12 protein-coding genes are annotated in these 13927 nt (G+C 29.1%); 5 read left to right on the top strand and 7 right to left on the bottom strand.

The annotated features are described in order from the left end of the window. From L8U98_RS02880 to L8U98_RS02870, 3 genes are all read left to right on the top strand, one after another. On the top strand, positions 1-973 hold a 973-nt coding region (locus L8U98_RS02880; protein WP_263724874.1), incomplete at its 5' end, for a WG repeat-containing protein. Between the two features lie 75 nt (positions 974-1048). Then, entirely contained in the window at positions 1049-1186 is a 138-nt protein-coding gene (locus L8U98_RS02875; protein WP_220555425.1) for a hypothetical protein, read from the top strand. Positions 1187-1391: 205 nt separating this feature from the next. Then, on the top strand, positions 1392-2459 hold the full coding sequence (locus tag L8U98_RS02870) for a WG repeat-containing protein (protein ID WP_214119077.1): 1068 nt from the start codon (positions 1392-1394) through the stop codon (positions 2457-2459). Between the two features lie 34 nt (positions 2460-2493). On the opposite strand, the gene L8U98_RS02865 is transcribed toward L8U98_RS02870, so the two are convergent. Beyond that, the gene (locus L8U98_RS02865) at positions 2494-4143 is read right to left on the bottom strand and encodes a WG repeat-containing protein (protein WP_263724872.1); all 1650 of its coding nucleotides are present in this window, start codon (positions 4141-4143) and stop codon (positions 2494-2496) included. 97 nt (positions 4144-4240) lie between these two features. Here L8U98_RS02865 and L8U98_RS02860 point away from each other — a divergent pair, with 97 nt between their 5' ends. After that, positions 4241-4537 carry a hypothetical protein gene (locus L8U98_RS02860; RefSeq protein WP_263724871.1) on the top strand — a complete coding sequence of 99 codons (297 nt, stop codon included), beginning with the start codon at positions 4241-4243 and terminating at the stop codon, positions 4535-4537. Positions 4538-4553: 16 nt separating this feature from the next. On the opposite strand, the gene L8U98_RS02855 is transcribed toward L8U98_RS02860, so the two are convergent. The 5 genes from L8U98_RS02855 to dnaE form a co-directional block, all read right to left on the bottom strand. Then, positions 4554-6647, bottom strand: a complete 2094-nt coding sequence (locus tag L8U98_RS02855) for a DUF262 domain-containing protein (RefSeq protein ID WP_263724870.1) — start codon at positions 6645-6647, stop codon at positions 4554-4556. Beyond that, positions 6647-8038: a DUF262 domain-containing protein gene (locus L8U98_RS02850; protein WP_263724869.1), complete on the bottom strand. Its 1392-nt coding sequence runs from the start codon at positions 8036-8038 to the stop codon at positions 6647-6649. The genes L8U98_RS02855 and L8U98_RS02850 overlap by 1 nt, the downstream gene beginning before the upstream one ends. Before the next feature lie 27 nt (positions 8039-8065). Beyond that, entirely contained in the window at positions 8066-8893 is an 828-nt protein-coding gene (locus L8U98_RS02845) for an SIR2 family NAD-dependent protein deacylase (RefSeq protein WP_263724868.1), read from the bottom strand. Positions 8894-8902: 9 nt separating this feature from the next. After that, positions 8903-9331, bottom strand: a complete 429-nt coding sequence (locus L8U98_RS02840; protein WP_214126912.1) for a hypothetical protein — start codon at positions 9329-9331, stop codon at positions 8903-8905. A gap of 67 nt (positions 9332-9398) precedes the next feature. Next, positions 9399-12992: a DNA polymerase III subunit alpha gene (dnaE, locus tag L8U98_RS02835; RefSeq protein WP_214126911.1), complete on the bottom strand. Its 3594-nt coding sequence runs from the start codon at positions 12990-12992 to the stop codon at positions 9399-9401. Positions 12993-13095: 103 nt separating this feature from the next. On the opposite strand from dnaE, the gene L8U98_RS02830 reads away from it, so the two are divergent. Next, complete coding sequence (locus L8U98_RS02830; RefSeq protein WP_257906301.1) at positions 13096-13335, top strand: SelT/SelW/SelH family (seleno)protein; 240 nt, start codon at positions 13096-13098, stop codon at positions 13333-13335. 23 nt (positions 13336-13358) lie between these two features. On the opposite strand, the gene L8U98_RS02825 is transcribed toward L8U98_RS02830, so the two are convergent. Continuing rightward, a complete protein-coding gene (locus tag L8U98_RS02825; protein ID WP_214097567.1) occupies positions 13359-13925 on the bottom strand; it encodes a DJ-1 family glyoxalase III in 567 nt (188 codons plus the stop codon). Between the last annotated feature and the right edge of the window lie 2 nt (positions 13926-13927).

The following is a 13927-nucleotide window of genomic DNA, read 5'->3' as shown; positions in this document are numbered from 1 at the left end:
GAAATTTTATAATAATGACTTAGCTAGAGTTAAGTTTTATGAAAAATGTGGCTATGGTTTTATAGATGAAAAAGGGGAGATAATCATAAATACTGAATATGATAAAATTAGTTATCATAAAGAAGAAGAATTAGTAAAAGTCAAACTTAATGAAAAATGGGGCTTTATAGATAAGCAAGGAAATTTAGTTATAGAAGCAAAATATGATGATATTTGGAATTTTAATGATGGTTTAGCTGGAGTTAAGCTTAATGGAAAATGTGGATTTATAGATAAACAAGGAAATTTAGTTATAGAAGCAAAGTATGATTGTGTTTGGGATTTTAGCGAAGATTTAGCTGGAGTTAAGCTTAATGGAAAATGGGGCTTTGTAGATAAACAAGGAAATTTGGTTATAGAAGCAAAGTATGATTATGCTTGGGATTTTAGCGAAGATTTAGCTGGAGTTAAGCTTAATGGAAAATATGGCTTTATAGATAAGCAAGGAAATTTAGTTATAGAAGCAAAATATGATATGGTTTGGATTTGTAACGAAGGTTTAGCTAATGTTGTACTTAATGGAAAATGTGGTTTTGTAGATAAACAAGGAAATTTAGTTATAGAAACAAAATATGATGATGCTTTAAGCTTTAACGAAGGTTTAGCTGGAGTTAAGCTTAATGAAAAATGGGGCTTTGTAGACAAGCAAGGAAATTTAGTTATAGAAGCAAAATATGATGGCGTTTCAAACTTTAACGAAGGTTTAGCTGGAGTTAAGCTTAATGGAAAATGTGGTTTTGTAGACAAGCAAGGAAATTTAGTTATAGAAACAGAGTATGATATTGTCTTGAATCTTGTTGGTGATTATGAATATGATTACATGGGTTTTGCAGATATAGATGAAAATTGTTGTTATAGTGAGATACTAAAATTTGATACGAATTTATTTTTACTTAAAAAAGGCGAAGAATTAAAACTAAAAAACCTAAATTAATTTAAAATATTTGTGTGCTTGCTTATAATGCAAGCTTATAATAATTTAGATTTAATCCATAATAAAAGCGAAGCTATGAAAAGTTTTGAAACTATGCAAAATATGGATGAAAACGAAAGAAAAGCTCTCCGCCAAGCCTTACTAGAATACTGCAAACTTGATACTTTAGCCATGGTAAAAATTTTAAAACATTTAGAAGAGCTTGTAAAATAATAACTATATTAAAAGTTACTGCTTAGAGTTTTTATATCAATCTCTAAGCAAAAATCATCAAACTAGACAGCAGTAGTCTATAAAAATACATTATAATAAAATATTATATCAATCAAAAAAGGAAAACATGTGAAAACAACACTTTTAAAACTTGCCAATAAAAAATCTATTATGCAACTAAAACAAAATAATAACAATTTAAACAATGCTCACCACTAAACAACCTAAAAGCACCTTCACATATCAAAACTTTGATATAGAATATCATGGTTTTGGAGTGCTAAATGCAAAGAAAATATATTATATAAATTTAAAAATACACAATACAAAAAATCAGCATATTGTTTTTAAATCAATTCTAATTGATTCAAACGCACAATTTATAAAAGAATTAAAAGGAAGTATCAATTCCAAAAGCTTTTATAATGGTTTATTTAGAATATATAATGGAGATGAAAATAGCTTTGTAAATAAAAAAGGAAATATTATAAAAATAAATTTTCCTTATAAAATTGATGAAAATATTACAACACAAACTAAATTTAAAAACATAAAAAAATATAAAGAAAATTTAACAACTATTTGTTTAAAAGATAAATGGGGTTTTATAGATAAAAAAGGGAATTTAATCATAGATGCAAAGTATGATAATGCTTATGATTTTAACGAAGGTTTAGCTAGGGTTGAGCTTAATGGAAAATGTGGTTTTATAGATAAAAAAGGGGAAATTGCTATAGATACTAAATACAATAAAACCAAAGACTTTTTTCAAGGAATGGCTGCAGTTGAAATTGATAATAAATGGGGTTTTATAGATAAAAAAGGGAATTTAGTCATAGAAGCAAAGTATGATTTTATAGATGGTTTAGATGATGATCTAGCTTTTTTTGACATACAAGGTGCTTCAAAAATTGGATTATATTTAATATTAAACAAAGAAAATATCGTGAGTTATTTTCACGATGGATTAGCTTCAATCTTGATTAATAAAAAATTTGGTTTTATAGATAAAAATGAAAAGCTAATTATCAAAGCACAATACGATGAAGTAAGTCATTTTAACAAAGGTTTTGCCAAAGTTAAACAAAGTGATAAATGGGGTCTTATAGATAAAAAAGGAAAGATTATTGTAAAAATCAAATATAATCAAATCATAATACTAGATAACAATCTAATATTAGCAATAAAAGATAAGATAGTTAATATGATAAATTTAAAAATCAAAAAAACCATAAAAATAAATGTTTTAAAATACATTAACTTCGATTGTTAAATGTATTTTAAGCACATTCTTTTAAGATCAAATTTTACTCTTTCAACTCTAGCAACCTTAAAATTCTCCAGCCTATATCCTTGCTTATACATGCAATTTGTCTTTGAGAAAAAGGATTAAGGGTTATTTTTCCGTTGTATTCTAAGTAAAATTTATGTCCATTTTTACTAAGCTCGTAAATTCCATTACCCAAATCATTTACATTTTCAAACTGCAAATCAAGCACAAATTCTCCATTTGTGTTAATAAAACCCCATTGATTATCTATACAAACTTGTGCCAAACCTTCTTTAAAATCAAACGCCTCATCAAAATACTCTTTTATAACAATATTTGCATTTTTATCCACATAAATAAAACCATCACTTGTTAAAACTAATGCCAAACCACAACTAAAACAAGACATATACTCATACTCATGCTCACAAAGTATCTCATCATTTTGATTGATCAAAAAATATCTATTGTCTTTTTTTACACTTGCTATGCCTTCGCTAAAGCTATTTGCCTCATCGTATTTTGCTTCTATGATGATTTTTCCTTTTTTATTAATATAGCCGTATTTACCATCTTTTTTTACTACAGCCAAACCTTCGCTAAAGCTAATTACATCATCGTATCTTGCTTCTATGATGGTTTTTCCTTTTGTATTGATAAAACCCCATTTTCCTCTCGCACAAAAGGCTGCTAAATTCTCACTAAAAAACCTAAGCTCATCATACATCACATCGATGATGATTTTGGCATTTTTATCTATAAAGCCGTATTTATTAGCTATCTTTACGCAAGCTAATCCACCAACAAATTCTCCAACTTCATCAAATTTAGCTTCACAAATTAACATCCCATTTTGATCCATGAAACCAAATTTAGAATTTTCTAAAAACAAAACAAGCTCATCATCAATAATCTTCATAAAATCAAAACTATTCTTACTAAGCTCATTTTTGTTTTTATCTACCAAAGTATATTTAGTCCCTACCCTGACTTTGATCATATCTTTGGCTATAAATTTCACATCCTTATACATAGGTTCAAAAATGCAATTTAAATTTACATCAAACAAACCATACAAAAACCCATCAAACACTAGCAAATACTCATCATTTATCAAGCTAATATCATCAAATTTAGCCTCTAAAACAAGCTTTGCAAATTCATTCAAAACTCCACATTTAAACTTGCCATTGATCTTTTGCTTGTATAAAAATAATCTTTCATTTAGTCTTTTTATACTTAAAAACTCAAAATCACTTAAAAAATTTCCATTCTGATCGATCAATGCAAACACATCGCCTTTTTTGATCTTAAAAAGCTTATTACTAAGTCTTATAATGCCATCATATTCAGTCTTTAAAATGATATTTGCTTGAGTATCTATGATGATATTTTCATTTCCTTGTCGCAAAAGCGCATAATCATTTGAAAAACTACAAACATCATCATATATAAGATCCACCACCACTTTAGCTTTAGTATCTATAAAACCCCATTTGTCATTTATCATAACACCTGCTAAATTTTGACTAAAATTTAAAACCTCATCATATAAAAAATCACAAATTAATTCTCCACTGCTATTTATAAAGCTATACTTGCCAGCTTTTTTTACCGCTGCAAAGTCATTTTGAAAATCTCTTACATGATCAAATTCATCATCGATAACAATCCTAACTTCTTTCATCACTTTCCTTTGTAAAATGAAATTGTATTAGAATTTTATAGACTAAGATTGTCTATATTTTATGCTAGAATATCATTTTAAAAATATGGAGGAAAAAATGAAAAAGGAAAAAATGCCAAATCAGGTTCCATTTAGTTTTGAAGATTCTCCCTTTGAAAGCAAAGAAGAGTATCTAGAATTTATCAAAAATATGCCTAAAATAGCTACTTTAGATAAGACTTTGATAAAAAAATCAAGAGAGAAAAATTTAGCAAATAAAGCCATTTCTTACATACAAAGAAAAACTAATCTAAGCTACAACAATGCTAAAATTTTAAAAGATATCTTATCAAAAGAGTATTTTCGTAAGATAAGAAGCAAAAACAAAGTCCTTGCTAAATTTATGAAAAGATAAAGCCTAAGGCTTTATCTTAATTGCTTTTGAAAGAATTTTTTAGAATTTTTAACATTTGGATTTTGTGTTTTTTAGCTTTTACAAAAGTCCAAGTAATTTCATCATTATCTTTAGCTAGTGCATATATAAGCCATAGTTTTAAAGATATAACTGCTTTTTTAGTATCATCTATATATCTTTTTTGAAAATCTCTATACTTACTTGGCACATCTTGGTTATTCAAAGATGAGTTAAAACTAGAGCTAATAAGAGCTAAATTTCCAAAATTGTCTACTTCTCCCCATCCTTGTGCTTTACTCTGTGCTTGCACATGCTCTATGGAATTTAAATTTCTAAAATAAAAATTATCAAATTTTATCTTATCCGTTTCTTTACCACATATTTTAACTTTATTATTATTATCAACTTTAGCATCTTTCCACAAATAATACTCCAAACGATAAAACCAATAATGCAAAGTCGCTGTTCCTTGATCTAATATGCATTTTTCTTTTTTGAAAAAATTATCTATTTGAAAGTTTTCATCATTTTTCTTTTGTGAATCTTGTAAAATTTCATTAACTTTACTAATTAAATCATTATTTTGCAGTTGCTCTTTAGCTAAAGCTGTGTCTAAATTTTCAAGGAAAGATATTAGATTTTTCTGATCAACATTTTTATCGCTTGTGATAAAATCATCAAAATTAATATTACCATCTTTTATTTGTATTTTATTGATTATATTTTCATCATCGCTTAACTTATCAAATGAAAAGTTAAATTTGATCTCTTTATATAATTTATCTAAAAATTTCAAAAACGGAGTAAGCCAGTGATGATGATTATTAGACATACCACTTCTTGCTACGCGTAGATAACTTTGCACCATAGCAAGATCATCAAAATCTTTACTTATTGTGCATGTTTTATTTTCCTTATCTAATTTTCTAATCTTATAAGAATTTTCCATATCATCTTGACTTTTAATAACAAAATAATCAAATAAAATTCTATATTTTAAAAGATTTTCTATGAAATTTTTAGCTTCTTTTTCTTCTATTTTTATAATCTCTAAAAGCTTATTTTTATCTATAGCAATATCTTTTTTATTGCAAATTTTATAAACATGCAATAAAAAAGTAGGAAAATCCACTATGGATTTAAATTTAGATTTATCTTCATCATCATCTTTTTTTGTAATTTTTTGTTGGTAATTTCCTATAATCTTCTCAATAGTATTTTCATCTCCATTGCTTTCATTTAGCTTAGAAATCTTTCTATCACTAGCTTTTTGAAAGATGTAATTGTCCATTTGTGAGCAAATATCCCATATATGAGCATAAAGAGTTCTCTTGCTTTCATCTTCATTAATAAATTTAGAAAGCAATCTTGCTTTTAAAATTTCATGTTTTTCTAGTTGTTTGCCGCGGTTATTCATACGGATAAAAAAGCGATTTAAGTCAGTATTTTGGGCTAATTCTACAAAAACAAATTTTACATTGTTATAAATAAAATTAGAAAAATTGTTATAAATAAAATTAGAAAATTCATCGGAAAATTCATTAGTATTTTCTTTGATATTCTCTTCAAACCAATTTACTATAGTTTCTAAAGCTTGTGGTATGTTTTGGCATATATCCTGTGGAAATTTTTTAATTTCTTGTAAAAAAATATTATTTTCTCTCTCATTATTTTGATTATCTTTACAAAATTTAGCAAATTCTTTTAGAACTTCTTCTTCTTTTTCTCTTATAGGCATGGAGATTCTAAGTTTATCACTTTGCATTATAAATTCTTTCCACTTTGGCTGATCGCTTGGATTTTTATAAGTTGGATTTTTATAAGAAAGAAAAAATCCTATCAAAAACAAAGTTGTTAAGCGTTGTTGGCCATCTATGAGTAAATATTTAACATCACCTTTCTGATCTTTTTTAACAGATTTTTTACTTACCACTACATTACCGATAAAGTAATTTTCATCTTTCTTATTTTCATCAAATTTAGTTTTTATATCATTAAGTAAGGTTTGTATTTGCTCTTTATTCCACTCATATAGTCTTTGATAAGGTGGAATTTCAAAAAAAATTTCTTCTACTCCACTAATATTTTTAATATTTGCTTTATTATTCATTACTTATTCCTTTCCTTGTTTTTATATTGCACATAATGCAATGGAATATTTTTTTCAAGATTTTTATTTTTATAGTAATTTTCAATAATATTCAAGTAGTAGTTTCTTTTTGCTTTTTCAAGCATATTTTCATTTTTTTTATAAAATTCTTTTTCTAAAATCATTTTTTCTTGGATAAAATCAAGTAAATTTTGCTCTAATTCCTCTTCAAAAGATACAAAATACACTTTTTCTAAAAATTCTAAAGCATATTTTTTTTGAATACCTCTAGTGATTTTTATATTATAAAATCTTGGACTAAAAGTAGCTCTTGCAAGCAAGGCTAAAAAATAATCACTATTGCCATTTGGAAATTTAGAAAAATAAATCATCGTAGCAATTGCATAAACAGATCTGCAATATAAAAAAGTATCTATATTTAGACTTTCATAAATTTCATTTTGTTTTATAACTTTATTAAAACACTCATTATATTTAAACAAATACTCAAAAAAATCCACCCCGTTAGCAAAACTACTTAAAATTCCTAAATCTTCCTTGCTATAAAGGAATTTATCGCTAAAAAATTCTTTACAAAACTCTTCATATATTTGTTCTGTTTTAATTTCATCTACTCTAATGTTTTTATTTTTTAACCATGCTCTAGCAGGTGCTAAAAGCTCATCAAATAAAATAGTGATTTTCCTTTCATCTTTTGCAAGATTTTCAAATTTCCTTGCATAATAACCTAGCATACCACCTTGATTTTTCTCTAAAGAATGCAAATGAAAAGCCTTTATAAGATCGTATGATTTTAAGTCTTTTCCTTTTGAATTTGCACTATCAAAAAACAAAAACGCATCATCTTCACTTGGAGCTAAAACGCAGATAAATTCTATATTTTTTAAAAGAAATTTTAAAAACTTACGTTTTTCATCACTATAACTTTCGAAATAAGCTTTTATATACTCGTAATTTTCTTTGATATGGTATTTTGACTCATTATGAGAGTATTCAACATTATTTAAAAAATTACATTTACATAAAACTCTTAAAATCAAAGCCAAAGTAGTAAGGCGTTGTTGGCCATCTACTATATTAAACTTTTTTTCTGTATTTTCTGTATTTTCTGTATGCAATATCAAACTTCCTAAAAGATATTTTTGGTTTTTGGTATCTTGTTTGTTTTGATTTTTATCTATTTGTTCGCTTATATCTTTTAAAAGAATTTTAACATGCTTTTTCTCCCAAGTATAAGGGCGTTGATAATCAGGTATGTTTAAAGAAAAATTATTTTCTGAAAATATCTTTGATTTTTCCTTATTTTGATCATTTTCACTACCCACTTTACCACGCACCAACTCTTTCAAACTCACAACGCAAGATTTTACTTCGTTTTCTTTTTCAATCATTTATAGCCTTTCTAAACTTTAAGCTTATTATATCAAGCTATCTATCATTTCCAAAGCTTCCAAAGCTTTCATCTTAAGCCCTATGCCATTTCTAAAAAACTTTGGAAAATCACACTCATTTGGATTGATCCTCAAAAGTGTTCTAGCTTTGCTTTTTTTACAAAAATCCTCGCCAAACATACGCATACTAGGCACAGCTTTACCAGCTCCAAGCTCTATAAACAAGATGTTTTTATCCTCTAAGGGTTTAAGCCAGTTTTTATAACTTTGCTTTTGTAAAAAATAACGGCTATCATTAAAACTACCATCATTAAACATCAAGATATTTGGCCTTGCCAAGCCTTGACATCTAGGACATTTTGGCAAAGATAAAGCTTTGAAATTTTCCATATCTATATCTAATTCCTCTTGCATTTGCCAGATCAAATCACCACATGCATAATTAAAACATTGCAAGTAATTTATATTTCCATGAAATTCATAAATTTTATTCTCATCAAAGCCAGCCTTTTTAAAATGCCCATCTACATTAGTCGTAACGACATAATAATCTTGTTTGCTTTTTGCAAGTTTTAAAAGTATCTCATAACCTTTATGTGGCTTAGTATCTTTATACAACTTAAATCTATGTCCATAAAAAGCCCAAGCAAGCTGTGCATTTGTATAAAAATTTGTAGGATTAGCCATGCGTTCAAAGTCTATACCTAGTTTTTGCAAATGCGGATAAGCTCTCCAAAAACCTTCTTTTCCTCTAAAATCAGGCAAACCACTATCTACCCCCATGCCAGCTCCAGCTGTGATGATGATTACCTCTGCTTTGTCTAAAGCTTCTTTTATATAAGTTTGTATTTGCATTTTTTACCTTTAAAAATTTTCATAATCAAATTTCCTAGCTTCATGTAGCTCTTTAGCTACTTCAAGGCTCATTTCCCAAAAAACTGCATTCATAGATTTTGGCATGCAGTTTTCATCTTCGTATTTTTTGTTTATAGCCTTATAAACCTCATCATTTTCCTCACAATCAACAGCAAGACTACCTAAATAAGGATACGACAAATACCCCACTGGAGCCGTATCAAATACCATAGTTAGTTTTGTTTTTGGAAAATTTTCTTTCATAAAAGCTAAAAATTCATCTCTAGCTTTGTAATCTGTCTTGTCTTTGTCAAACAAATCACTATGTTTTGTTTTATTGACATGAAAATCATTGTTTGGAGTGTTAAAACACATCCAAAAAGATTTTTTACCTTTTTGGATGGTATAATCTTGAATAGTCTCAAGCGCTAAAGCCATTTTTTATCCTTTTTATATTGTATTGATATAATTATACTATATAAAATGGACTTTCAGTGTCTATATTTTAACCTTTACATTTTTGAGCTATCACATCCATAGCTTCTTGCGAGAGAACAAAATTTGTATGATAAAGCAAGCAACTACCCATATCAAGTACTTTTAGCACAAGCTTTTTGTTATTAGTATCTTTTGGATTGTGCCTTGTATTAGCTAGATCATAAATTTCATACACCATATCTTTACTAAGCTTGTTAATATCAAGTTCTATGATATTTTCTTCAAATTTCATAGGCTCTTGGGTAAATTCTTCTTTGTTTTCTTTTTTTACAAAGCTTTTTTTCTTACTAAAAGATTTTAGCTCATTTTCCTTTGCTTCTTCTAGGGTGTAAATTTCATTTAAACTAAAGCTTAAGTCATTGTCGTTGTTTTTATATCTTAGTAAAAAGGCAAAGGCTTCATCTTTGCTTTCTTTAAAAAGTGCTTCAACTTTTTCTACTTGAGCTTCAAAAATAATCATATCAAAAGTAGAATAAAAGTCTAAAACCACAGCCTTGGCATATCTTTTACCGCTTTTACTCATCATCGATTTAAAATCTTCAATCTTCCCTACAACCAAAAGCTCACCCTCGCCTTTAAGTGTTTCAAAGTCCATACTTTTAAAATACTCTATGCCTTCTATTTGACTTACAAATTTATCCAAAGGATGGCCTGATACATAAATTCCCAAAATTTCTTTTTCATAGCCTAGTTTTTCCATTAGTTCAAATTCGATTTTACTATCATGAAGCCCTACTTTGATATCTGCAGCTATTTCCTCTTCTCCAAAAAGTGAAGCAGTGGAATTTCTTTTAACTTCAGCAATTTTCCTACTTGTTTCCGAAATAAGCTCAAGATTATCCACCAAGCATTTTCTAGTATAGCCAAACTCATCAAAAGCACCTGATTTAGCTAAATTTTCTATGGTTTTTTTATTAATCTTAGTAGGATCAATCGAACTTATAAAATCATCAAAATCACTAAAACCTTCTTCCTTGCGAATTGCCATGATATTTTCTATCGCAGGAATTCCCACACTTTTAATCGCTCCAAGTCCATAAATAATAGCTTCAGAACCATCTTCAAGCTTAGTTGCACTAAATTCTCTTTGGGCTTTGTTAATACTTGGTGGCAAAAGCTTGATGTTCATTCTTTTCATCTCTTCGATATATTTTGCGACCTTATCTACATTACTTTCTTCACTTGTTAAAAGCGCAGCCATAAACTCACTTGGATAATAAGTTTTTAAATACGCTGTTTGAAAGGTTATAAGTGCGTAAGCAGCCGAGTGAGATTTGTTAAAACCATATTCAGCAAATTTCAAAATAAGCTCAAATAAATCATCAGCCTTTTTCTCATCATAGCCTTGTTTTTTAGCTCCTTCCAGATACTCTGCTTTAAGATTATCCAAAATTTCTCTTTTTTTCTTACCCATAGCACGGCGCACATTATCAGCCCCGCCCAAAGAAAAACCACCGATTTTTTGCACTATTTGCATAACCTGCTCTTGATAAACTATAACCCCATATGTATTTTCAAGTATAGGTTTTAAATCTTCAAATGCATAAGTTGCAGCCTTTCTACCATGCTTAATATCGATAAAATCATCCACCATCCCACTATCAAGTGGCCCTGGTCTGTATAAAGCTAAAACCGCGATTAAATCCTCAAATCTTTCAGGCTTTAACCTAGCATTCAAACTTTGCATACCACCTGATTCTATTTGGAAAATTCCTAAAGTATTACCACTTTGTATGGTTTTATAAACCTTAGGATCATTCATATCAATCTTTTCCCAAATTACATCTTTACCATATCGCTTTTTCACTAGCTTAATCGCATTATCAATTACTGTAAGAGTTTTTAAACCCAAAAAGTCAAATTTGATTAAATCTACATCTTCAAGATATTCTTTAGAATACTGCGTAACCAAATGACGCTCATCGTTTTTGCTTTGTCTAAACAGTGGAGCTTTATTCCACAAAGCTTCATTTGATATCACAACTCCGGCTGCGTGCATACCTGCATTTCTATTTAAACCCTCTAATGCTTTAGCAAAGTCCCAAACTTGACGTCCTTTTGGATGAGAATTTACAAATTCAGCGATTTTTGGTTCTTGCTCATAAGCTTTTTCTAAAGTGATTTTTAGCTCTTCAGGAACTAATTTTGCCAAAGCATCCGCATCAGGTATACTCATATCACAAACCCTAGCCACATCACGGATTACTCCCTTTGCTAAAAGCTTACCAAAGGTAATGACTTGCGCAACCTTTTCAGCTCCGTATTTATCAATAACATAATCAATCACTTCCCCTCTTCTATCTTGGCAAAAATCCACGTCAATATCGGGCATTGATACACGCTCAGGATTTAAAAATCTCTCAAAAAGAAGATTATAAGGTATAGGATCTAAATCTGTAATTTTTAAACAATACGAAACTAAACTCCCTGCAGCACTCCCACGCCCTGGGCCAACTGGTATATCTTTTTCCTTAGCTGCGGCGATAAAATCATGAACGATTAACATATAACCTGAAAATTTCATATTTTTAATAATACTAATTTCTAAATCAAGTCTATCTTTATACTCTTGGTGTTTACTTTCATCGATAAATTGAAGTCTTTCTTCTAAGCCCTTTTTACAAAGATACTCAAAAACTATATCATCATTATCAAAGCTAAATTCTTGATCTTCTTGACTTAAACTTAAGCCGTATTTTTTTGCATATTCACGGGTAAATTTAAAATTTGGTGGGGTAGGATCGCCTAGTTTTAATTCTAGATTGCATTTATTAGCTATTTCTTGAGTATTTTCAATAGCCTCAGGAATATCAGCAAAAAGCTCACTCATTTGCTCTGGTGTTTTTACATAAAACTCATGCACTTCATGTCTTAAACGCCCTGGATCATCAAGCTTAACCCCCATAGCTATACACATAAATACTTCATGTGCAGCTGCTCTTTCTTTAAAAGTATAATGTGTATCATTAGTTGCGATGATTTTTATATCAAGCTCTTTAGCAAGTTTAATGATAGAATCATCGATAAATTTTTGATCATCAATACCATGACGCATAATCTCAAGGTAAAAATCATCTCCAAAAACCTTTTTATACCAAAGCGCAGCTTCTTTTGCACCTTCATAACCTTTTGCGCCAAATTTTAAATTTCTTTCATTTTTGGTATTTAAATGCCAATTAACCTCACCTTGCAAACATGCAGAAGAACAAATCAAACCCTCACTATGTGCTTCTAATAGCTTTTTATTAATCCTTGGGTAATAATACAAACCATGTATATAGCTTTGCGAGCTTAAATACATCAAATTTTTATAGCCAATTTCATTTTTAGCAAATAAACAAATATGAAAGCGTTGTCTTGAGCTTTTATCGCTTAAATCATCATGATTATGCAAATACGCTTCAAGCCCTATGATAGGTTTAATCCCTTCAGCCCTCATCGTTTTATAAAAATCAATAGCCCCAAACATATTTCCATGATCAGTCATAGCAACACTTGTTGCACCTTGCGCTTTTAGAGTTTTAGCAAGCTCTTTGAGTTTATTTGCTCCATCAAGTAAAGAATATTCTGTATGTAAATGCAAATGTGTAAATTGGCTCATATTTTCCCTTGTATTTTTTTATTATTATAAAAAAAAACCTTAAATTTAAAACTTACAAGCATAAAAAATGTATAATAGCTTACTTTCAAAAAAGGAGTAAAAAATGGAAGTAAAAATTTATTATTGTAATCTTTGAAATTACAAACCACAAGCTGCAAGGGTTGCAGAAGAAATACAAAATGAATTCAAAGATGCGCAAATTTCTACCATAGAAAAAGGTGGTGGGCATTTTATAGTAGAAGTAGATGGCAAAATCATTTACTCTAAAAAAGACTTGTTTAACTGCGAAGTAGATAGATTTCCTCATGAGGGTGAAATCACCAAGCTTATGAAACAAATATAAGCTAAACCCTCATTAGCGAGGGTTTATTTTGTCAAAGGAACAAGCATACCTTCATAAAGTTTTTGATAAATTTCTTCTGAGCATAAATGCTTAGCAAGCTCCAAACCAAATAAAATAGCCGTAGCAGGCCCAGCTGCTGTGATGACATTTTCATTTACCACAACTGCTTTATTTACTCTAGTTCCTTCAATACCTACTTCACAACCAGGATAGCAAGAAAACTCTCCATTAATCACCCCTGCTTTAGCTAACACCATAGGTGAAGCACAAATAGCCGCTACGATTTTTTTCTTAGCATGTAAATCTTGTATGATTTTTATGATAGCTTGATTGTTTTTTAAATTCATCATACCTTCAAATCCACCTGCCAAAGCAATTGCGTCTAAATTTTCTTGATCAACACTAGCTAAACTCACATCAGCCCTTATACAAATTCCATTAGCTCCTTGCACTAAAAGCTCATCATCTAGTGAAGCAATAATTACTTCTAAATTCCCACTAGCCTCCCCTGCTCTTTTTAAAACATCAGCTATACCTATAAATTCAGCTTCTTCAAAACCTTTTGCCAAAGGCACTAAAACTTTTTTCATTT

The sequence above is a fragment of the Campylobacter sp. RKI_CA19_01128 genome (assembly GCF_025771175.1).
GTDB lineage: Bacteria > Campylobacterota > Campylobacteria > Campylobacterales > Campylobacteraceae > Campylobacter_D.
Note: the sequence above shows the minus strand (reverse complement) of the source record. Positions and strands in the feature narration are given on the sequence as shown.